Here is a 25,048-nt window from a genome sequence, read left to right as displayed (position 1 = left end):
TATCGCTGACGCCGTGTCAGTGGATGCGCATTATAGGCACTTTAAATTTTACTGCAAGTGTTTATTGCTATTTTTTTTCTGTTTGTGTTTTTTTTGGTCTAAATGCATTCAAAGCATACTAAAACTAGACATTTTATATCAAATCGCTGTTTTTATTTACTTGTATAAACTATATTGCCTATCACTAAAAGAATCAGTAATGATTAAATTAATATATAAAGTATGCAGCATTCATTCTAAATGCTGCATTCAAATAATCACTAATCTAAGATTCTGCTTTTATCTTTTTTGGTAAATCCGCTAAGCTGTCGATGACCCAATCAGCTTGAGCTAATGCTTCATCCGTAACTATATCCCCAGTCTTTACTAGTACTGTTTTTTTAACACCAGCACGTTTACCTGATAATAAGTCAGAAATTCTATCACCAACCATATATGAATTAGTGATATCTATGTTTAGCTCTTTAGCTGCAGTTTGAATCATACCCGGATTTGGTTTTCGACATTCACATGTATCTAATAAAGGATCATGCGGACAATAATAGATACCGTCTAAATCTACACCTCGATCTTGTAATGACCAATCCATCCATTCTGTTAGGACATTAAATTGTTCTTCTGTGAATTTATTTCTTGCAATCCCAGATTGGTTAGTTGTAATAACCAATAAAAAGCCCATTTTTTTCAGTTCTTGCATTGCATCAATGACACCATCAATAAAATGAAATTTATCAATTGTATGCACATAATTATAATCAATATTAATGGTTCCATCTCGATCTAAAAAAATAGCTGGTTTCATGTTAACTTTTTTCCCTTTTGCTTAGATATTCCGCGAATTTACATAGCATATTATTGATTGACTTAGATGTCTAGACGTCTTAATATTCACCTATTCACACATTGTCTTTATATATTATGATACAACTACAACATATTTCGAAAATATTTGAACATAATAATTCGCCAATTCATGCATTAAAGGACATTACAATTCATGTACCCAAAGGCAAAATTTATGGTGTTATTGGTAAGTCGGGTGCAGGAAAAAGCACGCTTATTCGCTGTGTCAATCTTTTAGAAAGACCGACCAGTGGTAAAATATTTTTTGATAATCAAGAGATAACTCATTTATCAAATCGTAAGCTTATAGAAGTACGTCGAAAAATTAGCATGATTTTTCAGCATTTCAATCTGCTTTCTTCACGCACAGTATTTGATAATATTGCATTTCCCCTTGAGCTGAATAAAACACCTAAAGCCATAATTAAACAAAAAGTTAGTGAACTTATTGATTTAGTTGGATTAACTGAAAAGACTAATGCCTATCCAGCTAATTTATCGGGTGGTCAAAAGCAACGTGTTGCTATAGCAAGAGCGTTAGCTAGTGATCCCAAAGTTTTATTGTGTGATGAAGCAACCAGTGCACTTGACCCTGAAACAACGCGTTCTATTTTGGCATTATTAAAAGATATCAACCAAAAATTAGGTTTAACCATTTTATTAATTACCCACGAGATGGATGTTGTTAAACAAATTTGTGACCAAGTTGCCGTTATTAGTAATGGAGAATTAGTTGAGCAATCATCGGTCGGAGAAATGTTTTCACATGCAAAAACAGATATTGCGCGTCAATTTATTCAATCAACTTTACACCTTAATATTCCTGAAGATTATTTAGTAAAACTATCGTCTGAATATAAAGAAGGACTTAATCCTTTGGTTAGTTTTGAGTTTACCGGTGTTTCAGTTGATTTACCGTTATTATCACAAATTTCTAAAGAGTTTGATATTGATAGCAATATTATTAGTGCACAAATGGATTATGCAGGAGGTGTTAAATTCGGATTAATGTTAGCTGAAATAAGAGGAAACCCCAAAAGCACAGCATCAGCAATTCAATTTTTAGAAAAAAATAACACTAAAGTAGAGGTGCTTGGCTATGTTTAATTTTATTCCATCATTTAAGCCTTTTGAGTCATTATTTAGATATTTAGCAGGACACGACTTTTGGGCAAACTTTGTGGCATTTTGTTCTTCATTTAATGGATTTAATGAAGCTATGCTATTCAAAATGGCACAAGCAACCGATGAAACATTATATATGGTTATTCTGTCCGGTTTTTGGGGGGCAGTAATAGGTTTACCTATTGGTATATTACTTTATACCACCCGTAAAGGACAAATTTTAGATTGTTATACAGCCAATAGCACGCTTTCATTTATTACTAATGTGTTTCGTTCCATACCTTTTATTATATTAATTGTTTGGATTATTCCATTTACTACAATTTTAATGGGAACTTTTATCGGTAAACAAGCAGCGGTGGTTCCATTAAGTATTGGTGTTTCTCCATTAATTGCACGTATGATTGAAAATGCGTTATTGGATGTACCTAAAGGACTAATTGAGGCGGCTCGCTCAATGGGCGCAACCCCATTACAAATTATATATAAAGTTCTATTACCTGAATCATTACCGGTAATAGTCAACAGCATGACAATCACATTAATTACTCTTACTGGATATATTGCTATGGCTGGAGCCGTTGGTGCCGGTGGTTTAGGTCAACTTGCGATTCAATATGGTTACAATGGCTATAAGCCTGCTATAATGAATACGGTTTTAATTATATTAATTGTTATTGTTTTTATTATACAATTTATCGGCAATAGGATTGTCAAACGCGTTACGCATCACTAATTTTGGAGGAATTTATGTCTATTAAAAAGTTAGCACTTATTATCACATTGGTAAGTTCATTTTTTTTAACTGGTTGCGATAATAAGCAATCAACAGTTTCAGATAATAAATCAGAAGAACCGACTAAAGTTAGCATGGTTAAAGTAGGTGTGATTTCTGGTCCTGAACAAGAAGTTGCAGAAGTTGTTAAGCAACAAGCCAAAGATCTTTATAACCTAGATGTTGAACTGGTTATTTTTAATGATTATGTTACACCAAACCAAGCATTAAATGATGGCTTAATCGATATTAATGCTTTTCAACATAAACCTTATTTAGATGAACAAATAAAAGAACGCGGCTATAAACTCGCTGTTGTCGGTAACTCATTTGTTTACCCTATTGCTAGCTATTCCCATAAATTAAAACCAATTGATAACACAACTGAAACAGGTGAAGGTGTAAAAGTAACTTCACCTCGTGGTGAAACTTTCTTTATTGCTGCTAATTCAACTATTGCTATTCCAAATGATCCAACCAATTTAGGTCGTGCATTACTCTTACTACAACACGAAGGAATGATTACTGTTGATGAAACCAAAGGTTTACTACCAACCGTTCTTGATATCACAAGTAATCCTTATAATTACAAAATTGTTGAGCTTGAAGCACCAATGCTACCGCGTTCATTAGATGATGCACAGATTGATCTTGCTATTATCAATAATGCCTTTGCAGGACAAGCAAATTTAACACCAAGCAAAGATGGTATATTTGTTGAAGATAAAGAATCACCTTATGTTAATATTATTGTAGCCCGAGAAGCTGACAAAGATAATGAGAACGTCAAAAACTTTGTTAAAGCCTATCAAACCGATGCAGTAGCACAAAAAGCCGATCAAATTTTCAATGGCGGTGCAATTCGCGGTTGGTAATGATTTATGAATTATCAACTATAAATATCTTTCCGCTGACCAATAAATCAGCGGAAAGATAATAAAGAATCAATAAAACTATTTAAATTTTGCCATCAATGAATAAAAATCTTAAATAATGACATATCAAATCAAACCTATCGGTATTATTCACTCCCCCTACAGCGAAAAATTTGCGGTCCCTCGACAACCCAATTTAGTTACCGCAGGCCAAGGCGAACTTCATCTATTAGCACCATATAATAATCCTGTTAGTGTTAAAGGATTAGAACAATTTTCACATTTATGGCTATTATTTCAGTTTCATCATATTGAGCCAGAAAAGTGGCGTTTAGCTGTGCGTCCACCGCGCTTAGGCGGTAATAAAACATTAGGTGTATTTGCCACCAGATCACCTTTTCGCCCCAATCATATTGGACTTTCAGCGGTCGAATTAAAAGATATTGTCATTAAAAATAAGCAAATTATTTTGAAATTAGGCAGTATTGATTTAGTTGATGGCACGCCAATTATCGATATTAAACCTTACTTACCTTATTGTGATAGTTATCCTACAGCTATTGCTGGTTATGCTCAATCAGAACCAGAGAGAAAAATCACAGTTGAATTTTCACCGCAAGCGCAATTGATTCTAACTTCACACCTATCAACTTACCCACACCTTACAGAATTAATTACGCAGGTTATTTCTCAAGATCCAAGACCTGCATATAAACAAAATAATATTGAGCAACGAGAATATGGACTGACACTTTATCAATTTAATATAAAATGCAAAATCAGTAACCAACACGCAATTGTTGAAAATATCACTATAGATAAGAAGAAATAGTTAAAACTTGTCACTTTTTATTGATAAAGAACAAAGGTATCAGCTTTGAATAACTTTTAATAATTGGCGATAAATATAATAGCCTATTAAATAATAAAGTATTAACTTTTGTGAAAAATTTTCAAATTAATACCTTGTTTTAAGATACTTAACTAAAAATTTATTTGTAAAGATGATTTACAAAAATATCATCTAAATAAACAAAAAAGACTGGTATATTTACATAACTTTGATACATTAAATATGGGTTTAATTTCCCTATATTTCCCTTAACCACTAAAATTTCATAAATTTTAGTGGTTCTTTTAAATGAAATATTAATGGTATTGAGGATTTTGTTTATTTCTCATTTGAGTGATATCAATTGCATCAAAGATGTAATGCTTTCCACAATAATCACAATGAATATCAATCTTTCCATCATCTTCATTTAGAATTTCATCAATTTCGTTAGCGGGTAAAGTCATTAAACTATCTTCACAACGTTGACGAGAGCATCCACATTTAAAAATAATATTATGAGTTTCAAAAAGCCTAACTTCTTCTTGATTGTAAAGACGATATAAAATTTCATCAGTTGATAGCCCAAATAACTCATCACTAGTAATTGTTTCAGTCAAAGCGCTAAGATGCTCAAATGAATCGGTTGCATTTTCATTACTAGGTAAAACTTGCAGTAAAATTCCTGAAGCCATTAACTTACCCTCAAATAAACCTGTTTTAACAAACAGCCTAGTTGGTAACTGTTCTGACTGCATAAAATAGTTTTCTATACAGCCTATTAATGAATCTTTTTCCAAACCAACTATGCCTTGATAGCGTTCGCCATTTTTAGGTGTAATTGTGATAACTATATAGCCATTACCTACCATATCTTTAAGTGAAGCATTATCAGCGATACTACTATTAATTCGAGCAACACCACGCAACTCTTGCTGATTATTACCATTAACTACAGCTAAAGTGAGAGGTCCATCACCCTGTAATTGTACAGCAATATCACCTTCAAATTTTAAAGTGGCAGTTAATAAGCTGGTTGCAACTAATAATTCGCCTAATAACTTTTGTACTGCTATTGGATAATTATGATTATCTAAAATAGCTTGGTATGTCTGTTCAAGATGGGTAATTTCACCGCGAATAGGATGATTATCAAATAAAAATCGATTTAGAGTATCCATATTAGTTGTTGTCACCTTTTTGTCTATCATATTTAAATTTAAGCAAATTTCGTCGCTCTTTTTTATCTGGTCTTCTATTAGGATGCGGCATAGTCAATGCATTAAGCTTGCGTGCTTCTGCCATTTTATCGCGCTTAGCAATACTATCGAGAGTTTCTCGATAAAGAAATTGGGCTTCAGCGGCAGTTCTTCTTTGACTGCTAATAGCCAAAATTTGAATCGTTTTTTGTTCAGAACCCTGACGAAGTGTCAACATTGCCCCAACTTCAACAATTTTACTTGGTTTAGCACGTTGCCCATTGTAGTGAACTTTACCACCATCAATCATTTCTCTGGCTAAAGAACGGGTTTTATAAAACCTTGCAGCCCACAGCCATTTATCTAATCTTACTAACTCCATCACCACCTCATGTAATTTTATTATCAAAGCCAGTTTGATATTAAAATTGATACAACCAATAAAATAGTTTGTTACAAATTATATAAGATTGCTTTTTTTAAAATCAATGTTGTGGGTTAACAATAAACTCATTACCATTTGTTAAAAATGTACCAGATAAACCAAATGGTGAAATGTCGCCATGTAAATCGGCATTATAATTGAAAGCATTAGGAGGTTCTTTAACTAACTTCCATTCGTCAAGAAGTAAACTGCTTATACCGTATGCTGAGATGTGCAATGATAAAAACTCAGTTTGCAATGGATTAACTTTGGCAACAGCCTCAACCATTCCACCACTTACTAATGAACTAAAATTCAATAAGGTATTATACTGTGGATCAAATTTTACTACCAGATCAGGATAGTTAACATCGATCCCATTAATCGAACCTTTTTCGGCTTTTAAAAATAAAGTTCCAAAATATAAGCCCAATTTTTTATCTTTGACTAAAATTACATCAGAGCCAGAAACTTCGAAATTAATTAAAGTAAATGGATAAGTTCGATTAGTATTAATTAACATGCTTGGTAACACTGTTAATTCATTGATTACAACTTGACTAAAAATGTCTGGCAATAAAAATTGCTCTAATTTTTCGGTTATTTTACAATCAACGCCCGCTAATAATAACTTACTTAAATATAATGAGTTATTCTTCCATATACCCGAAAAATTCACATTGCCATTATTCCAAGTTGCCATTGCTTTTTGGATATCTACCTGTTGATCATTTAAAGCTAATTGAAGCAATACGGATGAAAACGTATTATTATGCCAGACAACACTATCAGCATTAAAAATAATAGAACCATCCTCAACATGCCATCGATCATCATATCGTAGGTTAGCTGTTTCAAGATTACCTTTATCAATAATTAAAGACGGCAACTGTATACTGCTTTCAAAAATAGACAACTGGCGAAGCGTTAATTTTGGTAATGCTGATAAATATTCATCAAAATAATTATCATCCGTTGTTTGGAAATGAATATTGCTTACTTTTAATTGATCAATATCCAAACTATTATCTGATAATATTTTTAATTTACTCACAAAAAAGCCTTTATCAAAATTCCCACCTAAATTAGTAATAGATGTAATATTATCGCGATGAAATCCTTGAATAAGAACTTTATTCATTGGTAGCTGGTTAAGGGAAACATATTGTGAAGTCAGATCAAACTGATACTTTCCATCACCGGATGAACTAAATGGTTTAATACCACCATTTAATTGTTGAAAAGATAAATTTATTTGCCCATTATTAAAGGAGGTATTAACGGTAGAATCAATGAGTTTTAACGTATCTGCTGTAAAATTATCATGCTTAATATCTGGATCATAATTAATTACACCATTTATAACAGTAATATACTTAAAATGGTTCAATTGCCAAAGATTATTTTTATCTAATCCAATAACTAATTTAGGAATTCTAACTATTTCCTGTTTTTCATCACTAATAATTACATTATCAAATGATAATTCATATAAATTTGCAAATGAATGATGCATATTATCAATTGATATAGTATAAGAACTTAATTTTGACAATTGTTGACTGGCTAATTTTGCGCCAAATGAAGTCTGTAGAAAAAAATAAGGTAAAAAAATCAAAAAACAAACAATTGTCGATAAAATAATTATAAAAAGTTTTAATCGTCGCATAAATAGACTAATCACTAAAATAAATTATTTAATAATTACATTACGATACCTCATTTTAATCAAAATAGCATCTGATTTCGATACAAATGATTTGTGATTAAGTCAGTTTTAAAGTTAATATATAAAAATGAGTGTATTTAAAATAAAATAAATAACTTTTCTACTGTATATAAAGAGGTAGGCTTGCTATTTTTTATTTGTTAAAAAGTAAAACGGGAGAAACAGAGATGAAACAAATCCCAATGACGGTAAAGGGAGCAGAATTATTACGTGCGGAATTGGAAGAGCTGAAAAACGTTAAACGACCGCAAATTACAGCCGCCATTGCCGAAGCTAGAGCACACGGGGATTTAAAAGAAAATGCCGAATATCATGCAGCAAGAGAACAACAAGGTTTTTGCGAAGGGCGTATTCAAGAAATCGAAGGTAAATTATCACAAGCGCAAATTATCGACATTACTAAAGTGAAAAATACTGGAAGAATAATTTTCGGTGCAACGGTTACAGTAATAAATGTAGATACGGATGAAGAAACCACCTATCGAATCGTTGGTGATGATGAAGCTGATTATAGACAAAATCTTATTTCGGTCAACTCTCCGATTGCAAGAGGACTAATAGGCAAAGAAGATGGTGATACAGTACAAATAAAAACACCTGGCGGTGATGTCGAATTTGATATTGTTAAAGTTGAATATATTTAAATTAAAAAATGTACAGGGCTTACACGCCCTGTTACAATTATTTAGGTAATGAGATTTTCTTCTCTTCACTTGGTCTAAAAATAGTGAAAATCGATCCAACTTGTTGAACAGCTAGCGCATCTGTTTCGCGAATAATGGCTTCACAAATTAACTTTTTAGTTTCACGGTCTTCTGCAGATATCTTAATTTTGATTAATTCATGGAAATTCAGGGCATTTTCAATTTCGGCTAAAACGCCCTCGGTAAATCCATTAGCACCAATCATCACAATAGGTTTAAGGTGATGAGCTTCACTTTTTAAATACTGTTTTTGTTTATTCGATAAATTCATTAATTTTTTATCACATTAAGTTGTAATTTGGTTATTTTACCCTTATATATATGAGTAATCAATTGAAGTAACCATCTTATACTAAGGATTTATTATCTGTGAGTAACAAAAAACGCTCAGCAAGTTCAACGCGTTGGCTCAATGAACATTTTAATGACCGCTTTGTGCAACAGGCACAAAAAAAAGGACTACGCTCAAGAGCATGGTTTAAATTAGAAGAAATTCAAAAAAGTGATAAATTATTCAAACCAGGTATTACTGTAGTTGATTTAGGTGCAGCGCCCGGTGGTTGGTCACAATATGTTGCCTCATTGATTGGTAATAAAGGGCGCATTATTGCATGTGATTTACTTCCTATGGATCCTATCGTTGGTGTTGATTTTTTACAGGGTGACTTTAGAGATGAACTCGTTTTGAAAGCATTATTAGAACGAGTTGGAGAAGAAAAAGTCCAAGTTGTTATGTCTGATATGGCTCCAAATATGAGTGGTCAACCAGCTGTTGATATACCGAGAGCAATGTACTTAGTTGAACTTGCACTTGATATGTGTAGAGATGTGCTTGCACATAATGGCAATTTCATCGTGAAAGTCTTTCAAGGGGAAGGATTTGAAGAATATTTAAAACAAGTACGCGCTATGTTTAAAACAGTCAAAATTCGTAAACCTGAAGCTTCTCGTGCAAGATCTCGAGAAGTTTATATTGTTGCAATGGGTATGAAGTAGCCAGTTTAATAAATTTGTAGTACCATACTTCGTTAATTTTGGTCGTAACTATTATTTTTATGAGAGGTTTTTCTTTTGAACGACATGGTAAAGAATTTACTGATTTGGGGAGTAATTGCTATAGTGTTAATCGCTGTATTTAACCAATTTAGCGCTATATCTAATGGTCTCCCTCAAGTTAATTATACTCAATTTAATTCTGATATTGCCAACAAAAAGCTCAAAGAAGTGCATATCAATGGACGTGAGATTACTGCTACAACCAACGGTAATGAAAATTATGTTACCTATATCCCTTATTATGATGATAAATTAATGGATGATTTGGTGCTCAATAAAGTTGCTGTATATGGCCAACCTGATGAAAGACCAAGCTTATTAGCCAATGTATTAATTTCTTGGTTTCCAATGGCAGTATTTATTGGTCTTTGGTTCTTTGTCATTCGCCAAATGAATGGGGGCGGTAAAGGTGGGCCAATGGCGATCGGCAAAAGTAAAGCCCGCATGTTAACTCCCGATCAGGTCAAAACCAAATTCACTGATGTTGCTGGCAGCGAAGAAGCTAAGCAAGAGGTAACTGAGGTCGTTGATTTCTTACGAGATCCTGGTAAATATCAAAAATTAGGGGGGCGAATTCCAAAAGGAATTCTAATGGTTGGGCCTCCAGGTACAGGTAAAACCTTACTGGCAAAAGCGATAGCTGGCGAAGCCAATGTACCATTCTTCAGTATTTCAGGTTCTGATTTTGTTGAAATGTTTGTCGGTGTAGGAGCATCCCGTGTAAGAGATCTCTTTGATCAAGCTCGTAAACACGCTCCTTGTATTATTTTTATCGACGAAATCGATGCCGTTGGACGCAAACGTGGTGCAGGTTCAATGGGTGGCCACGATGAACGAGAACAAACATTAAACCAAATGTTGGTTGAAATGGATGGGTTTGAAACCAATAGTGGCATTATCATTATTGCTGCAACTAACCGAGTGGATATACTTGATCCAGCTTTACTCCGTCCTGGTCGTTTTGACCGACAAGTACAAATTGGTTTACCTGACATGAAAGGACGCGAACAAATTTTAGCCGTACATGTGCGTAAAATTCCACTAGGGTCTGATGTTGATTTATCGGTATTAGCGCGAGGTACACCAGGTTATTCAGGTGCAGAACTAGCCAATTTAGTTAATGAAGCTGCTTTATTTGCTGCTCGACGTAATAAACGTCTTGTCACCATGGATGAATTTGAAGAAGCCAAAGACAAAATCAATATGGGTACAGAAAGACGTTCATTAACCATGACCCAAGAACAACTTGTCTCAACGGCTTATCACGAAGCTGGACATGCGATTATTGGCTATTTAATGCCTGATCACGATCCAATCCACAAAGTGACCATTATTCCTCGTGGACGCGCCTTAGGTGTGACTTTCTTTTTACCAGAAGGTGACCGAGTAAGTGAAAGTCGAGAAAAATTAGAGGGCGATATTGCAACACTTTATGGTGGTCGACTTGCAGAAGAGTTAATCTACGGTACAGATAAAGTATCGACAGGCGCATCAAATGATATTAAAGTTGCTACTCAGTATGCGAGGGCAATGGTCACACAATGGGGCTTTTCTGAGCGTTTAGGACCATTATTTTATGAAATGGATGAAAATTCAGCCTATGGGCGTCCTAAAGATATTTCAGATGAAACAGCTCGAATCATTGATGAAGAAGTCAAAGCGATAATCGATCGTAATTACCAACGAGCTCGCCAAATATTAACGGATAATATTGATGTACTTCATGCAATGAAAGATGCATTAATGAAATATGAAACTATTGGTTCAAAACAAGTTGCAGATTTAATTGCACGCCGTCCAGTTTCTGTCCCAGATGATTGGACAGAAGGTGATGAAAAAGCAGCAAACAAAATTCCAAATGAGGGTAGTACAACCCCACCTCAACCAGAAAGTTAATTTGCTCATAAGATATAAACATAACGCGCTACGGCGCGTTTTTCATAGTTAAAGATTTTATAACGCTATAGATTAAAAAATAATTATCAAGATTCAATTAAATAAGGCACAATTATGGAAATTCGATTTAAAAATCAGATAATGGATCTTTCATTTCCACAAGTAATGGGTATTGTTAATATGACACCCGATTCATTTTCTGATGGAGGTAATTACAATAATCTTGATGATGCTATGCGCCGAGTTGACAGTATGATTCAATCAGGTGCAACATTCATTGATGTGGGTGGTGAATCAACTCGTCCAGGTGCGGCTGAAGTATCGGTTGAAGAAGAGTTGGATCGTGTTATACCTTTGGTTGAAAAAATTGCACGTTATTTCGATGTTTGGATTTCAGTCGATACCTCTAAACCACAAGTAATGACTGAGTCGGCAAAAGCCGGGGCTCACTTAATTAATGATATTCGAGCACTAACCGAGCCTGATGCCATTGAAGCCGCAGCAAAGACACAATTACCGGTTTGTATTATGCATATGCAAGGTGATCCAAAAACCATGCAAAATGCGCCACATTATCAACAAGACATATATCAAGAAGTGGATCAATTTTTTACTCAACATATTAACCGTTGTGTAAATGCAGGAATAGAGCGTGAAAAAATCATACTCGATCCGGGATTTGGTTTTGGTAAAACTCTACAACACAACTATCGATTATTAGCTAAATTAAACAACTTTCACCATTTTGGTTTACCGTTATTAGTCGGTATGTCACGGAAATCAATGATAGGACAAGTCTTAAATGTTGCCCCTCAAGAACGTATGATTGGTAGTGTATCTTGTGCCGTAATTGCAGCTATGCAAGGGGCACAAATTATTCGTGTTCATGATGTTAAAGAAACTTTTGATGCACTGCGAATTGTGCAAGCAACCTTAGCTGAACAAGGTTAAATTAAAACCAAAATGAATTGAAAAGTGAATAATATTACCTATTGATATCTTTTTTTAATTTCTATCAAGTTCGATAAATTAAAATTTTATTGTTATATCATAATAGTTTTTATGATTAACTATACTCAAGTTTAGAATGGCTAATATTATTCAATCTAAAATATTTATGCCTATATTAGGATTTGTTCATACTACTTATTCTATCTGCCAATATTGTATACCATTTGAATCAAACTTATTAAAAAAGAAACAGGATTGAAATTAATTCTGGTCTTTTTAATAAAGAAATCAATACACAATGAAAAAATAATTAGATAAATGACGTTAGATAGATATCATTACTTTCACTAACTTCTTATCTTATTGGAATTATTTATTTTATTACTCATTTTGAAGTAAAATCGATAACAACATTACTTTTAATAAATATTTATGCCGCAAATATCCCAATAAATACAACCAAACCGACATAATTATTATTCATAAAAGCTTTAAAACAATTTGTTCTGTCACGATCTTTAATTAACCATTGTTGATAAATAAACAGCAATACCGTCAATAATAGACCAAAATAATAAAAAGCAGATAACTGATTGATTTTACCTATAGCCAATAAGCTAATAAGCGTAATTGCCTGTAGCATTCCAATAATTAGCTTGTCATAGTGACCAAATAAAATGGCTGTAGACTTAATGCCAATTTTTACATCGTCATTACGATCAACCATGGCATACTCCGTATCATAAGCAACTGTCCAACAAATATTTGCAACACAAAGTAACCAACACGTTAATGGGAATTGTTCTACTGTTGCTGCATACGCCATCGGAATGCTCCAACTAAAGGCAATACCTAAGATAACTTGAGGAAAATGGGTGTAACGTTTCATAAAAGGATAAACCATTGCCGTTAACAATGCTAAGCAGGCTATAAACCATGATAATTTGTTTAAGATTAACAAAAGACCTAATGCTACAACTAACAGTATTAATAGCGTCCACAATGCATTTTTTTCAGTTAATGCCCCGCGTGCCAATGGACGATCCTTAGTACGATCAACATGACCATCCAAATGCCTATCAGCGTAATCATTCACAACACATCCAGCTGAACGCATGACCAGTACCCCTAAAGTAAATACAACAATGATATAAACCGGAGGATAATGGGTCGCAAGCCAAATAGCCCAAAATGTTGGCCATAATAATAGCAATGAGCCAATTGGACGATCGAGTCGCATTAGTTGTAAATAAGCTAGCATAAATAGAGTTTATCCTGATAAATTATTGGAGAATTATACCGTTTATCCTAAAAGCTGCAATGCTAGGTATAAGGTATAAAAATATCTGTTTGAACAAGAATTTAATTTTTTTAATAGTTATAACAGATCTAATTCAATATTGGTTAATAATATCTGTAAATATTGTTCCGTAATCACAGCTAAAGCTTGGTAAAAAAAACTAAGCTCATTGTGTTTTAAGCGATTTAAATAGGTCGAACACCAAATTGATAGATGATCAGTAATGAGTTGCTTTGCTGCCCCTAACTGTTTTTTTTCTGCTAATAGAGCAAAAGCCATTAGCATTAACCCGAACTGATCCTCTGGTTCATTCATACCACTATTAAGCATTAAACCATTTTGTTGTAAAAATTGACGGTAACGCTCTTGGGATTCTCCCATTAATAACTTTTCTTGATCAAGATATACCGAACCCCAAGGAGGGACTGGCATACTACCTTGCCCTTCAAATAACAATGAAAACTGAAAATCAAGATCAGGGTTTTGTATTTGATCGGCTAATATTTGGCACTGCTTATTAATTAATTTATTATCTGTCCAGCTTGCTAACTCATCGATATGCAGAAGCCCATCAATCAATGGTTTAACTGTTTCGCTATTGGGTGAATAATAGAAAAATGCCCCCAATAATTTTGCTAATGTGACTGAAGTTAAGTTATCCAAATTACTTAATCTCTTATTTATATATTATCGCTAATTAGTAATATTTACGATTATTATAACGGTATCGTCCATAAATTATAAAAGGCAATGCGTCCACAAAGTTCAGCGACTAAAGTGCATACAAAACCAAGCAAATAAATCATCATTATTTTTTTGCTAAGCCAACTATTTAAGGCAATCAAAATCAATGCTACCAGCAATAACCTACACTGTATTGCAACCCAATGATACTGATCATAAGCCAACTGGGGAGCGATTTCGATCATTAAGTTAATATAGGGGAACTTTAATAACAGTATCAATAAAGCACCAATAAAAAAGGCAATACTACCCGTCCGATAGAATCCTAACATTGCAACCATAACCCCACCCAATACCAACATTGTGGTGTACATTTGAATTGCCGTGTAGTAAGTACCCCAAGTTTTAACCGTCGGTAACATGTAAGTTAATACAATTGTCCACACAAAAACTAAACTTAAGATCACCAACAATAGAGCAAGCATTTTACCGATATGTGGAATTTGATTAATGCGCTGGCATAAAGTGTTAATAAAGCCCCATCGATTTGAATTGTTAAGGTGCGAAAAGTAAGCAAGTATGACACAACCAAATGTCACACCAAATAATACCCCAAAGGTAAAAATCTCATTACTCATTGGTGAACGGCCAATACCGAAAATCACATTCAAAGCACGGAAAGGTTTACCTAAGTGAAATGAAGCCAGTAACATACCTAATGCCATGAAAATTAAAGCAACCAAATTAATTTTTTCGATAATCAGCGTATTATGAGTTGATCGATTAAATAAATAATTTAGACTGCCTAAAAGCACCATCCCCGCAGATAGTTGCCCAAATATAGTAAAAAATACCAGTGGTAATTCATGCATTTTAGACCTCCTCCGGATTAAGCACTTTACCAAGTGTATCACCGGATGCTTTGGCCTGTGCATGTGGTTTTATAACAATATTGGGTTTAGTCAATTGTGAATTTGGTAATGGTGCAATATTGCGTTCATCACCATATTGCTCTCGTAACTTACCAATCTCATCAAAATCTAAAGCGTGTTGCGGGCATGATTCCACACATACAGGCTTTAATCCTTCCGCTACACGCTCATAACATCCATCACATTTAGACATAACTTTTTTTTGCTGATCATATTGTGGTGCACCATAAGGACAACGCATTTCGCAGTATCGGCAACCAATACAAACATCTTGATTCACCACAACTAAGCCATCTTGCTCACGTTTATGCATTGCACCAGTTGGACATCCTTGAACGCAAGTCGGTTGTTCACAATGATTGCAAGAAATCGACAAATAGTAAGTAAAAGTATTATTTTGCCAAAGACCATCAACTTGTTGCCAATCACCACCGCCATATTCATAAACACGACGAAAATGGATACCTAAAGAGTTATCTTTCTCATCTTTGCAACTCAATTGGCAAGTTTTACAGCCCGTACATTTAGAAGAGTTAATATAGAATCCATATTGCATTTTTATCATCTCCCTGTAATTACGATGCCGTTGACATAGCTGACAATGGTTTAATTTCAACCAAATTTGTATGTTGTGGATTGGATTTAGCCAGAACAGATGGGCGCATTGAAGTTAGGCGATTGACACAACCACCAATATCAATCCCTGCTTCATTAATTTTTGCCCACAAACCTTGAGGAATTGCAATAACACCAGGCAATATACGTGGTGTGACTTTAGCAGGTATATACAATCGACCACGATCGTTATAAACCTCAACTAACTGTCCATGCTTAATCTGTCTTGGCTCTGCATCAAATGGATTAATCCAGATACTGCTCGCTACAGCTTCTCGTAATTGCGGTAGATTACTGTAACTTGAATGACAATGACCTTTAATATGAAAACCAATTAATTGTAATGGATATTTTTGTTTCTGTTGTTTATCTTCACTGCCTTCAATAGCAGGTAAATAAGCTGGAATAGGATAAAGTTTATCATCTTCATCAAACTCCCATTCATTGGCAATTTTAGCCAATGCTTCAGAATAAAGTTCAATTTTTCCTGATGGCGTATTTAATGGATTTTTAAGAGGATCATCTCTGAAGGTTTGTAAAGCAATGTGGTTATCACTATTAGCTAACTTACGATCAATGACTCCCATACCATCAGTTTCATCAAAGCTTGGTAAATTAGGCTCTTGTTTGCGGAGTTTTTCATAGCAATACTCTATCCACTCATCTTGAGTGCGACCTTGCGTGAATTTATCTTTTACTCCCATCTTTTCTGATAAATCAGTCAACACATCGTATGACGAACGATTTTCCCAAAGAGGCTTAATTGCTCGTTGCATACGAATAATATAATGATAAGCACCTGATGCATAAGAATTGTTAATCAGATCATTACTTTCCACCGATGATACATCTGGTAATAATAAATCGGCATATTTAGCCGACGCAGTCATATGAGTGTCCCAAACTAAAATAAATTCGCATTTTGATTCATCTTGTAAAATTTGGTGAGTTCGATTGAGATCTGCATGCTGATTACCAATAACATTACTTGCATAACTCCAGATAAATTTAATACCAACATCTAATTTATCTTTACCTTTTATATAAGAATTTTTGGCAGTCATGCTAAATGGTTCATCAATGGCTTTAGTCCATAAAAAGAAAGGAATACTGGTTTTAATTGAGTTAACTAGACTTAAACTTGGAACAGAATAAGTCACACTGCCCCCCCAAGTTCCTATATTGGTTCCACGCTTACCAAACTGACCTGTGATGATTGGTAATATCATGATCGCTCTTGTGGTATGTTCACCATTTTGCCAACGTTGAGGTCCCCAACCTTGGGAAATCCATGCAGCCTTAGCATTGACTATGTCGATCGCCAATTTTCGAATTTGATTTGCTGAGATGCCAGTTTTTTGAGCTGCCCATTCAGGTGTTTTTGGGGTTCTATCATCCCCCAAACCAAGAATATAAGATTTAAAATCGCTAAAAGGCGGTGCAGTATCAGGCAGTGAGTCAGCATTCCAACCCACGCAGTATCGATTGAGCATTTCATCATCAATGCGATCTTCTTCAAGTAAAGCATATCCAATTGCGGCAACCAAAGCGGCATCAGTACCGGGAATGATGGGGATCCATTCAGCATCATAACCAACTACGCTTTCACTACGTCGAGGATCGATAATGATGACCCTTGCCTTACTTTGTGATAAAGCATTAAATAACTCCGTAACTTGTCCACCACCTGACATTCGAGTTTCGGCAATATTTTGACCAAACATCACAACCAAATCAGAATGTTTTATTTGGTCTAACAAAGATTCTTTGGCATTACCATAAATATAAGGTTGAATCGCTGTTATTTGCCCACTTGAATAATCACCATGATAATTCAAAAAACCACCAATCGTATTTAAAAACCGCTTACAGGCATTACGTCCGGGGATATTTGCGCCAGTAGTACCTGTACCATATTGATAATAAATAGCCTCATTACCATACTTATCAATAGTATATTTGAGTTTATCAGCTAATAAATTAATCGCCTCATCCCATGAAATTCGCTTAAATTTACCTTCACCCCGTTTACCAACTCGCAGCATTGGATATTTTAAACGATCAGGATCATAAGTTCGCCAGCGGACAGATCGTCCACGCAAACAAGGGCGAATTTGATGCAGTCCAAAAACAGGATCGTTAATACCATCTTCAGCAGAAATTTTAGTAATGATATCGTTTTTAACATGAACTTTTAGTGGGCAACGGCTTCCACAGTTGACTAAACAGGCGCTATAAAAGATTTTTTCTTGGTTAGTAGGATTAGGAATTTCATTACTACTGGTATTTTTATCCGATTCCGCATAAGCAAAAGGCATTTGCATATTACTTGTTAATGCTGCAATACTTCCGATTGCTATCGATTTTTGTAAAAAATCACGTCGACTAATTTTATTGTTTTTTGACTTACTCATTGCATTCCCTTACTTTTTATATGGGATTTATTTATCATATTACTATTAATGGAATATTAAAACTAAAAAAGCAGTATAAAGCATGATTAATTTCAAATAAATTAACTAAATAATAATTATTATCAACTAATGCACTATCTTAAAACGCTATTTGTATTTCATTATAAATTTAATATCATGCATCTTAAAGAAAGATTGGTATAATACACCCCATTTATTTAAATGAAATAGAAACGCTATGTCACAATCTACTTATAATGCCGTTGATATTGAAGTCTTAAAGGGGCTCGATCCAGTTCGACATCGCCCTGGAATGTATACTGACACGGCTCGCCCGAATCATTTAGGGCAAGAAGTCATTGATAACAGTGTCGATGAAGCTATTGCGGGACATGCTCGTCAAGTGAAAGTCACCCTTTATGAAGATAATTCTCTTGAGGTCATTGATGATGGACGAGGAATGCCGGTTGATATTCATCCTGAAGAAGGGGTGCCAGCCATTGAGCTACTACTTTGCCGTTTACATGCCGGAGGTAAATTTTCGAACAAAAATTATCAGTTCTCTGGTGGTTTGCATGGTGTAGGTATTTCCGTGGTTAATGCTTTATCCAAACGGGTAGAAGTTACTGTTAATCGCGATGGTCAAGTGTATCAAATCGCTTTTGAAAATGGTGATAAAGTTGAAGATTTACATGTAATAGGTACATGTGGTCGTCGTAACACGGGTACTAAAGTACGTTTTTGGCCAGATGAAAAGTATTTTGATTCACCTCGATTTTCAGTGCCCCGCTTAACTCATTTGCTTAAAGCGAAAGCGGTACTCTGTCCAGGTCTGGAAATTATTTTCAAAGACAAAATTAACAATACGGAACAACGCTGGTGTTATCAAGATGGCTTAAAAGATTATTTAATGGAGTCTGTTAGTGGTTACACACTATTACCTGAAGAGCCATTTACAGGTAGCCACACGGGTGAAACTGAAGCTGTCGAATGGGCTTTACTTTGGTTACCAGAAGGTGGCGAACTTTTAACAGAAAGTTATGTTAACTTAATTCCAACCATACAAGGTGGCACACATGTTAATGGTTTGCGCCAAGGATTGCTTGATGCTATGCGGGAATTTTGTGAATTTCGAAATTTATTACCGCGCGGTTTAAAACTTACTGCGGATGATATTTGGGAACGTTGTGCATATGTATTATCAGTAAAAATGCAAGAACCACAGTTTGCTGGGCAAACCAAAGAACGCCTATCATCAAGACAAAGTGCAGCATTTGTATCTGGGATTGTTAAAGATGCATTTAGTTTATGGTTAAACCAAAATGTACAGATCGCTGAATCATTGGCAGAAATGGTCATTAGCAGTGCACAAAAACGTTTAAGAGCATCAAAGAAAGTTATTCGTAAAAAGCTCACGAGTGGCCCAGCTCTGCCAGGTAAATTGGCAGATTGTTCCTCACAAGATTTAAGTCGTACAGAACTTTTTTTAGTCGAAGGGGATTCAGCGGGAGGATCCGCTAAACAGGCACGAGATCGTGAATATCAAGCGATCATGCCTTTAAAAGGTAAAATATTAAATACTTGGGAAGTTTCATCTGACGAGGTCTTAGGTTCACAAGAGATTCATGATATTTCAGTAGCCATTGGCATCGACCCTGATAGTGATGACCTAAGCCAATTACGTTATGGTAAAATCTGTATTTTAGCTGATGCTGACTCAGACGGATTGCATATTGCCACTTTGCTTTGTGCGCTATTTGTTCGTCATTTTCGTGTTATGGTTGAACAAGGACATGTCTTTGTGGCAATGCCACCTCTTTATCGCATCGATCTAGGCAAAGAAGTACATTACGCTTTAGATGAAGAAGAAAAAGAAGGTATTTTAGATCAACTAAAACGTAAAAAAGGTAAACCGAATGTCCAACGTTTCAAAGGACTGGGTGAAATGAACCCATTACAACTACGTGAAACAACAATGGATCCTAATACCCGCCGATTAGTTCAGTTATCACTTGATAATACAGAAGAAACCATGGCATTAATGGATATGCTACTAGCCAAAAAACGTTCAGAAGATCGCCGTGAATGGTTACAAGAAAAAGGTGATCAAGTCGAACTTGATGTCTAACATAAAGAATGATTTAGAGGAACAATAATGAGTGAAATAACTCATGACGGAGTAGAAATCCAGTCACTACGTACATTTACAGAAAGTGCTTATTTAAACTACTCAATGTATGTCATTATGGATCGGGCATTACCTTTTATTGGTGACGGTCTAAAACCCGTACAACGACGTATTGTTTATGCCATGTCCGAATTAGGGCTAAATGCTCAAGCAAAATTTAAAAAATCAGCACGTACTGTTGGTGATGTGCTCGGTAAATATCACCCGCATGGTGATAGTGCATGTTATGAAGCGATGGTGTTAATGGCACAGCCATTTTCTTACCGTTACCCACTAGTTGATGGTCAAGGCAACTGGGGGGCACCAGATGATCCTAAATCATTTGCTGCTATGCGTTACACTGAATCACGTTTATCAAAATATGCGGAATTATTATTGGGAGAATTAGGGCAAGGTACCGTTGATTATACACCTAACTTTGATGGTACATTGCAAGAGCCTAAAATGCTACCAGCTCGATTACCAAATATTTTATTAAATGGTACTACGGGTATTGCTGTTGGTATGGCGACAGACATTCCACCGCATAATATCCGTGAAGTAGCAAATGCTGCCATTATGTTGGCTGATAACCCTAATGCAACTTTAAGTGAAGTGATGGCTCACATTCAAGGGCCGGATTTTCCAACCGAGGCCGAAATTATTACCTCACCAGAGGATATTGCTAAAATATATAAAACAGGTCGCGGTTCAATTCGCATGCGTGCAGTTTGGAAAAAAGAAGACGGTGATATTGTTATTACCGATCTACCACATCAAGTCTCTGGTGCAAAAATTTTAGAGCAAATTGCATCGCAAATGCGGGCTAAAAAATTACCATTGATTGAAGATTTACGCGATGAGTCTGATCACGAAAATCCTACTCGATTGGTTATCGTACCTCGTTCTAATCGTGTTGATTTAGAACAAGTAATGAATCACCTTTTTGCCACCACCGATCTTGAAAAAAGCTATCGGGTAAATATGAATATGATTGGGCTAGACAATCGCCCATCAGTAAAAGGTTTGGTTGAAATTCTTACTGAATGGCTAGAATACCGTCGAGCAACTGTCATACGTCGCATAAATTATCGTTTAGACAAAGTGTTAAAGCGACTACATATTTTAGACGGTCTATTAATTGCTTTCTTAAATATTGACGAAGTGATTGAAATTATCCGTAATGAGGAAGATCCAAAAGCTGAGTTAATTCGTCGCTTTGCTCTGACCGAAATTCAAGCAGAAGCTATTTTAGAGTTAAAACTTCGTCATTTAGCCAAATTGGAAGAGATGCGAATTAAAGGTGAACAAAACGAACTTGCTAAAGAACGAGATCAGTTACAAGCGTTATTGGCTTCGCCACGAAAATTAAATAATTTAATTAAAAAAGAGCTACAACAAGATGCCGAAAAATATGGTGACGAGCGTCGTTCACCGATTGTTGAGCGTAGTGAAGCTAAAGCTATTACAGAACAAGAACTCACACCATCAGAACCTGTCACTGTTGTGTTATCTGAAATGGGCTGGGTGAGATCAGCAAAAGGCCATGATATCGATCCTGCTGGTTTAAGTTATAAAGCTGGCGATAGTTTTAAAGTTGCAGCCAAAGGTAAAAGCAATCAACCAGTTGTATTCATTGATTCAACTGGTCGTAGTTATGCTATTGAGCCAAATACACTACCATCAGCGCGCGGACAAGGTGAACCAATAACGGGGAAACTAGCACTTCCTGCTGGAGCCACAATTGAGCACATGTTAATGTCAGCGAATGAAAATCAAAAGTTCTTGTTAGCCTCTAGCGCTGGTTATGGCTTTATTTGTCAATTCAATGATTTAGTTACTCGTAATCGTAATGGTAAAGCAATAATCAATTTACCAAACGGTGCTAAAGTGCTAACGCCAATTGAAATTCTATCTGAAGATAGCTTATTATTATCCATTACTCAAGCAGGACGAATGCTCGTCTTCCCTGTAAAAGATTTACCAGAGCTTGCAAAAGGTAAAGGTAATAAAATCATATCATTATCAGGTGCAGAAGACAGCCTTGCTTATATACGATTAATCACACCAGAAACATCCTTAACCTTATATGTTGGTAAACGCAAACTTACGCTCAATCCGGCTGATTTAGAAAAATTTAAGGCGGAACGCGCGCGTAAAGGAACGTCTTTACCACGTGGATTACAAAAAATAGATCGAATTGAGGTAATTTAATAATATGTCTTTTATTTGGGCAATAATTACAGGCTTTGTTTTAAGCATTATATTAAAATCAAATTGGGGGTTTTTACTTGGGCTATTTATTGGTCCAAAACTCTACCATGCATTTTGTAATAAATTAACTGACCAAAGCCCCAAAGGAAACCCAAGACTCTACTTAACCGTCGTTTTTGAAGTACTGGGTCATTTAGGTAAATCTAAAGGCGTTGTAACGCAAGATGATATTAATCTGGCTCGTAGATTTATGACCCAATTGCAGCTTGATAGCAATAGTCGTCAACTTGCTCAAGACTCCTTTAATCGCGGTAAGGCAAGTGATTACCCACTCAGGGCACGTTTAAGAGAGTTATATAATCAATATCGTTCTAGACGTAATGTTTTAAATATTTTCTGTGAGCAGCTTATCCAAGCAGCATTAATCGATGGTCGTTTAGATGATAAAGAGTCAGAAATACTCTTTATTGTTGCCGAGGAATTCAATATTCCACGGCATCAAATGGCGATTTACATTCAAATGATGATGGGGAGTTATCATTTCCATCAACAAAATTATAACTACCAAGAGGAACAATATAATCAATATCGGCACAGTAATAATAGCTATGGTAGTTATCAAAACAACTCTTCACAACTAAATTTACAAAATGCCTATAAAATTCTTGGCGTTGAACCATCTGATGATATTGCGACAATAAAAAGAGCTTATCGTAAATTAATGAATGAACATCATCCTGACAAGTTAGTATCTAAAGGATTACCAAAAGAGATGCTTGAAGCCGCTAAAAAACGAGCACAAGAAATTCAAGCGGCTTATGATCTAATCAAAGCCTCTCGTGGTTTTAAATAGAGACGATCAATATGATGCACTGGCGCTCAATTCTTAGAATTATAGGTCTATTAATAGCACTCTTGTCGATATTTATGTTACTACCGGCACTGATTGCTCTCATCTATCGTGATGGTGCAGGTGCTATATTTGTTCGCTCTTTCTTCGCCGCATTAATATTAGGCTGTTTGCTATGGTTACCCAATCGTCACCAACGCCATGAACTTAGTACTCGAGAAGGTTTCTTTATCGTCGTATTATTTTGGGTTGTACTCGGTACAATTGGAGCATTTCCCTTTATTTTCGACACCCATATCAATTTAAATTTAACCACAGCATTTTTCGAATCATTTTCCAGCTTAACGACAACAGGTGCAACAACGATTGTACATCTCGATCACCTACCTAAAGCCCTACTTTTTTATCGGCAATTATTACAATGGTTGGGAGGTATGGGTATTATCGTTTTAGCGGTTGCAATCTTACCGTTATTAGGTGTTGGGGGCATGCAGCTTTATCGTGCTGAAATCCCTGGTCCACAAAAAGACAGCAAAATGCGTCCACGTATTGCCGAAACGGCAAAAACACTGTGGTCAATTTATATTTTACTCACAACGCTCTGTGCAATTTGCTTATGGGCTGCCGGAATGAATATTTTTGACGCTGTTTCACACAGTTTTTCAACCATATCGATGGGCGGATTTTCTACTCACGATGATAATCTTGCTTATTTTAACAGCGCGACCATCAACTATATTATCACTATTTTTCTAATTTTATCGGGTTGTAATTTTGCGTTACATTTTGCCTCATTAAACGGATTATCAATTAAGGTATATTGGCGAGACCAAGAGTTTAGAACGTTTATCTTTATTTTGCTTATTTTAATTGTGATTTGTGCATGTGGAGTTTACTTTTATCAGGTAAAACACAAATTAAGTATAGACAAAATAATACTGCAAGTTGTCTCTGTCGCAGCAACAGCAGGATTTACCATTGATGATATCAATACCTGGCCGTCATTACTTCCCCTGTTTTTACTATGTGCATCGTTTATTGGTGGATGTGCTGGTTCAACGGGCGGGGGTTTGAAAGTCGTTCGAGTACTATTACTATTTATGCAAGGTTCACGAGAGCTAAAACGCCTTATTCACCCCAATGCTATCTATACATTGAAACTAAACAATCGTGTCGTACCTGAACGAATTATTGAAGCTGTTTGGGGATTTTTCTCGGCCTATGCCTTAGTCTTTTTAGTCAGCCTATTTATCATTATGGCAACAGGCGTCACAGCTTCTGATTCTTTCTACATTGTGGCATCATCACTCAATAACTTAGGTGTTGGCCTTGGAAGTGTAAGTGATAATTTTGCTAGTGTAAGTGACATGGTTAAATGGGTCATGATAGTTGATATGTTATTTGGTCGGTTAGAAATATTTACTTTACTTGTTTTATTTACACCAACTTTCTGGCGAAGCTGA

22 protein-coding genes are annotated in these 25,048 nt (G+C 35.4%); 12 read left to right on the top strand and 10 right to left on the bottom strand.

Annotated features, from left to right (window positions below; translation table 11 throughout):
* Positions 1-265 precede the first annotated feature (265 nt).
* Positions 266-802, bottom strand: coding sequence for a D-glycero-beta-D-manno-heptose 1,7-bisphosphate 7-phosphatase (gene gmhB / locus H3S88_RS12350; RefSeq protein WP_198227141.1), 537 nt, complete (start codon positions 800-802; stop codon positions 266-268).
* 116 nt (positions 803-918) lie between these two features.
* On the opposite strand from gmhB, the gene metN reads away from it, so the two are divergent.
* The 4 genes from metN (at position 919) to tsaA (ending at position 4,450) form a co-directional block, all read left to right on the top strand.
* On the top strand, positions 919-1,950 hold the full coding sequence (gene metN / locus H3S88_RS12345; RefSeq protein ID WP_198227143.1) for a methionine ABC transporter ATP-binding protein MetN: 1,032 nt from the start codon (positions 919-921) through the stop codon (positions 1,948-1,950).
* A 112-nt stretch (positions 1,951-2,062) separates the two neighbouring features.
* Positions 2,063-2,704: a methionine ABC transporter permease MetI gene (locus H3S88_RS12340; RefSeq protein WP_198227461.1), complete on the top strand. Its 642-nt coding sequence runs from the start codon at positions 2,063-2,065 to the stop codon at positions 2,702-2,704.
* Positions 2,705-2,718: 14 nt separating this feature from the next.
* The gene (locus H3S88_RS12335; RefSeq protein WP_198227145.1) at positions 2,719-3,618 is read left to right on the top strand and encodes a MetQ/NlpA family ABC transporter substrate-binding protein; all 900 of its coding nucleotides are present in this window, start codon (positions 2,719-2,721) and stop codon (positions 3,616-3,618) included.
* A gap of 115 nt (positions 3,619-3,733) precedes the next feature.
* The gene (gene tsaA / locus H3S88_RS12330) at positions 3,734-4,450 is read left to right on the top strand and encodes a tRNA (N6-threonylcarbamoyladenosine(37)-N6)-methyltransferase TrmO (protein WP_198227463.1); all 717 of its coding nucleotides are present in this window, start codon (positions 3,734-3,736) and stop codon (positions 4,448-4,450) included.
* Between the two features lie 317 nt (positions 4,451-4,767).
* Here the strand turns inward: tsaA and hslO are convergent, their stop codons facing one another.
* The 3 genes from hslO to H3S88_RS12315 all read right to left on the bottom strand — a co-directional run bounded on the left by hslO (position 4,768) and on the right by H3S88_RS12315 (position 7,742).
* Entirely contained in the window at positions 4,768-5,661 is an 894-nt protein-coding gene (gene hslO / locus H3S88_RS12325; RefSeq protein ID WP_370528572.1) for an Hsp33 family molecular chaperone HslO, read from the bottom strand.
* Positions 5,633-6,031 carry a ribosome-associated heat shock protein Hsp15 gene (hslR, locus tag H3S88_RS12320; RefSeq protein WP_198227149.1) on the bottom strand — a complete coding sequence of 133 codons (399 nt, stop codon included), beginning with the start codon at positions 6,029-6,031 and terminating at the stop codon, positions 5,633-5,635. Before hslR ends, hslO begins: the two co-directional genes overlap by 29 nt.
* A gap of 103 nt (positions 6,032-6,134) precedes the next feature.
* Positions 6,135-7,742: a hypothetical protein gene (locus H3S88_RS12315; RefSeq protein ID WP_198227151.1), complete on the bottom strand. Its 1,608-nt coding sequence runs from the start codon at positions 7,740-7,742 to the stop codon at positions 6,135-6,137.
* 227 nt (positions 7,743-7,969) lie between these two features.
* Here H3S88_RS12315 and greA point away from each other — a divergent pair, with 227 nt between their 5' ends.
* Positions 7,970-8,446, top strand: a complete 477-nt coding sequence (greA, locus tag H3S88_RS12310; protein ID WP_065559646.1) for a transcription elongation factor GreA — start codon at positions 7,970-7,972, stop codon at positions 8,444-8,446.
* Positions 8,447-8,483: 37 nt separating this feature from the next.
* Here greA and yhbY read toward each other — a convergent pair whose 3' ends face one another.
* A complete protein-coding gene (yhbY, locus tag H3S88_RS12305; RefSeq protein ID WP_065737947.1) occupies positions 8,484-8,777 on the bottom strand; it encodes a ribosome assembly RNA-binding protein YhbY in 294 nt (97 codons plus the stop codon).
* Positions 8,778-8,875: 98 nt separating this feature from the next.
* On the opposite strand from yhbY, the gene rlmE reads away from it, so the two are divergent.
* The 3 genes from rlmE to folP all read left to right on the top strand — a co-directional run bounded on the left by rlmE (position 8,876) and on the right by folP (position 12,409).
* On the top strand, positions 8,876-9,502 hold the full coding sequence (rlmE, locus tag H3S88_RS12300) for a 23S rRNA (uridine(2552)-2'-O)-methyltransferase RlmE (protein ID WP_086327270.1): 627 nt from the start codon (positions 8,876-8,878) through the stop codon (positions 9,500-9,502).
* A gap of 75 nt (positions 9,503-9,577) precedes the next feature.
* Positions 9,578-11,458 carry an ATP-dependent zinc metalloprotease FtsH gene (ftsH, locus tag H3S88_RS12295; RefSeq protein ID WP_216355798.1) on the top strand — a complete coding sequence of 627 codons (1,881 nt, stop codon included), beginning with the start codon at positions 9,578-9,580 and terminating at the stop codon, positions 11,456-11,458.
* Between the two features lie 114 nt (positions 11,459-11,572).
* On the top strand, positions 11,573-12,409 hold the full coding sequence (folP, locus tag H3S88_RS12290; protein WP_198227153.1) for a dihydropteroate synthase: 837 nt from the start codon (positions 11,573-11,575) through the stop codon (positions 12,407-12,409).
* Positions 12,410-12,839: 430 nt separating this feature from the next.
* On the opposite strand, the gene ubiA is transcribed toward folP, so the two are convergent.
* The 5 genes from ubiA to H3S88_RS12265 all read right to left on the bottom strand — a co-directional run bounded on the left by ubiA (position 12,840) and on the right by H3S88_RS12265 (position 18,354).
* On the bottom strand, positions 12,840-13,670 hold the full coding sequence (gene ubiA / locus H3S88_RS12285; RefSeq protein ID WP_198227155.1) for a 4-hydroxybenzoate octaprenyltransferase: 831 nt from the start codon (positions 13,668-13,670) through the stop codon (positions 12,840-12,842).
* Positions 13,671-13,787: 117 nt separating this feature from the next.
* A complete protein-coding gene (locus H3S88_RS12280; protein WP_198227157.1) occupies positions 13,788-14,372 on the bottom strand; it encodes a molecular chaperone in 585 nt (194 codons plus the stop codon).
* A gap of 53 nt (positions 14,373-14,425) precedes the next feature.
* Complete coding sequence (locus H3S88_RS12275; RefSeq protein WP_198227159.1) at positions 14,426-15,265, bottom strand: DmsC/YnfH family molybdoenzyme membrane anchor subunit; 840 nt, start codon at positions 15,263-15,265, stop codon at positions 14,426-14,428.
* A 1-nt stretch (position 15,266) separates the two neighbouring features.
* Positions 15,267-15,881, bottom strand: coding sequence for a DMSO/selenate family reductase complex B subunit (locus tag H3S88_RS12270; protein ID WP_216355799.1), 615 nt, complete (start codon positions 15,879-15,881; stop codon positions 15,267-15,269).
* A 19-nt stretch (positions 15,882-15,900) separates the two neighbouring features.
* On the bottom strand, positions 15,901-18,354 hold the full coding sequence (locus H3S88_RS12265) for a DMSO/selenate family reductase complex A subunit (RefSeq protein ID WP_198227161.1): 2,454 nt from the start codon (positions 18,352-18,354) through the stop codon (positions 15,901-15,903).
* Positions 18,355-18,592: 238 nt separating this feature from the next.
* On the opposite strand from H3S88_RS12265, the gene parE reads away from it, so the two are divergent.
* Genes parE through H3S88_RS12245 form a run of 4 tightly spaced genes read left to right on the top strand, consistent with a single transcriptional unit; the run spans position 18,593 to position 25,048 of the window.
* Positions 18,593-20,482 (top strand): DNA topoisomerase IV subunit B, encoded by a 1,890-nt coding sequence (parE, locus tag H3S88_RS12260; protein ID WP_086326329.1) that lies wholly within the window; start codon positions 18,593-18,595, stop codon positions 20,480-20,482.
* A 27-nt stretch (positions 20,483-20,509) separates the two neighbouring features.
* Positions 20,510-22,735 carry a DNA topoisomerase IV subunit A gene (gene parC, locus H3S88_RS12255; protein ID WP_086326330.1) on the top strand — a complete coding sequence of 742 codons (2,226 nt, stop codon included), beginning with the start codon at positions 20,510-20,512 and terminating at the stop codon, positions 22,733-22,735.
* Between the two features lie 4 nt (positions 22,736-22,739).
* Positions 22,740-23,588 (top strand): co-chaperone DjlA, encoded by an 849-nt coding sequence (djlA, locus tag H3S88_RS12250; RefSeq protein WP_039129285.1) that lies wholly within the window; start codon positions 22,740-22,742, stop codon positions 23,586-23,588.
* Positions 23,589-23,602: 14 nt separating this feature from the next.
* Complete coding sequence (locus H3S88_RS12245) at positions 23,603-25,048, top strand: TrkH family potassium uptake protein (protein ID WP_039129292.1); 1,446 nt, start codon at positions 23,603-23,605, stop codon at positions 25,046-25,048.

The organism is Gilliamella sp. B14448G11, assembly GCF_016101765.1.
Classification (GTDB): domain Bacteria; phylum Pseudomonadota; class Gammaproteobacteria; order Enterobacterales; family Orbaceae; genus Gilliamella; species Gilliamella apicola_N.
This window is presented reverse-complemented; position numbering and strand designations above follow the sequence as displayed.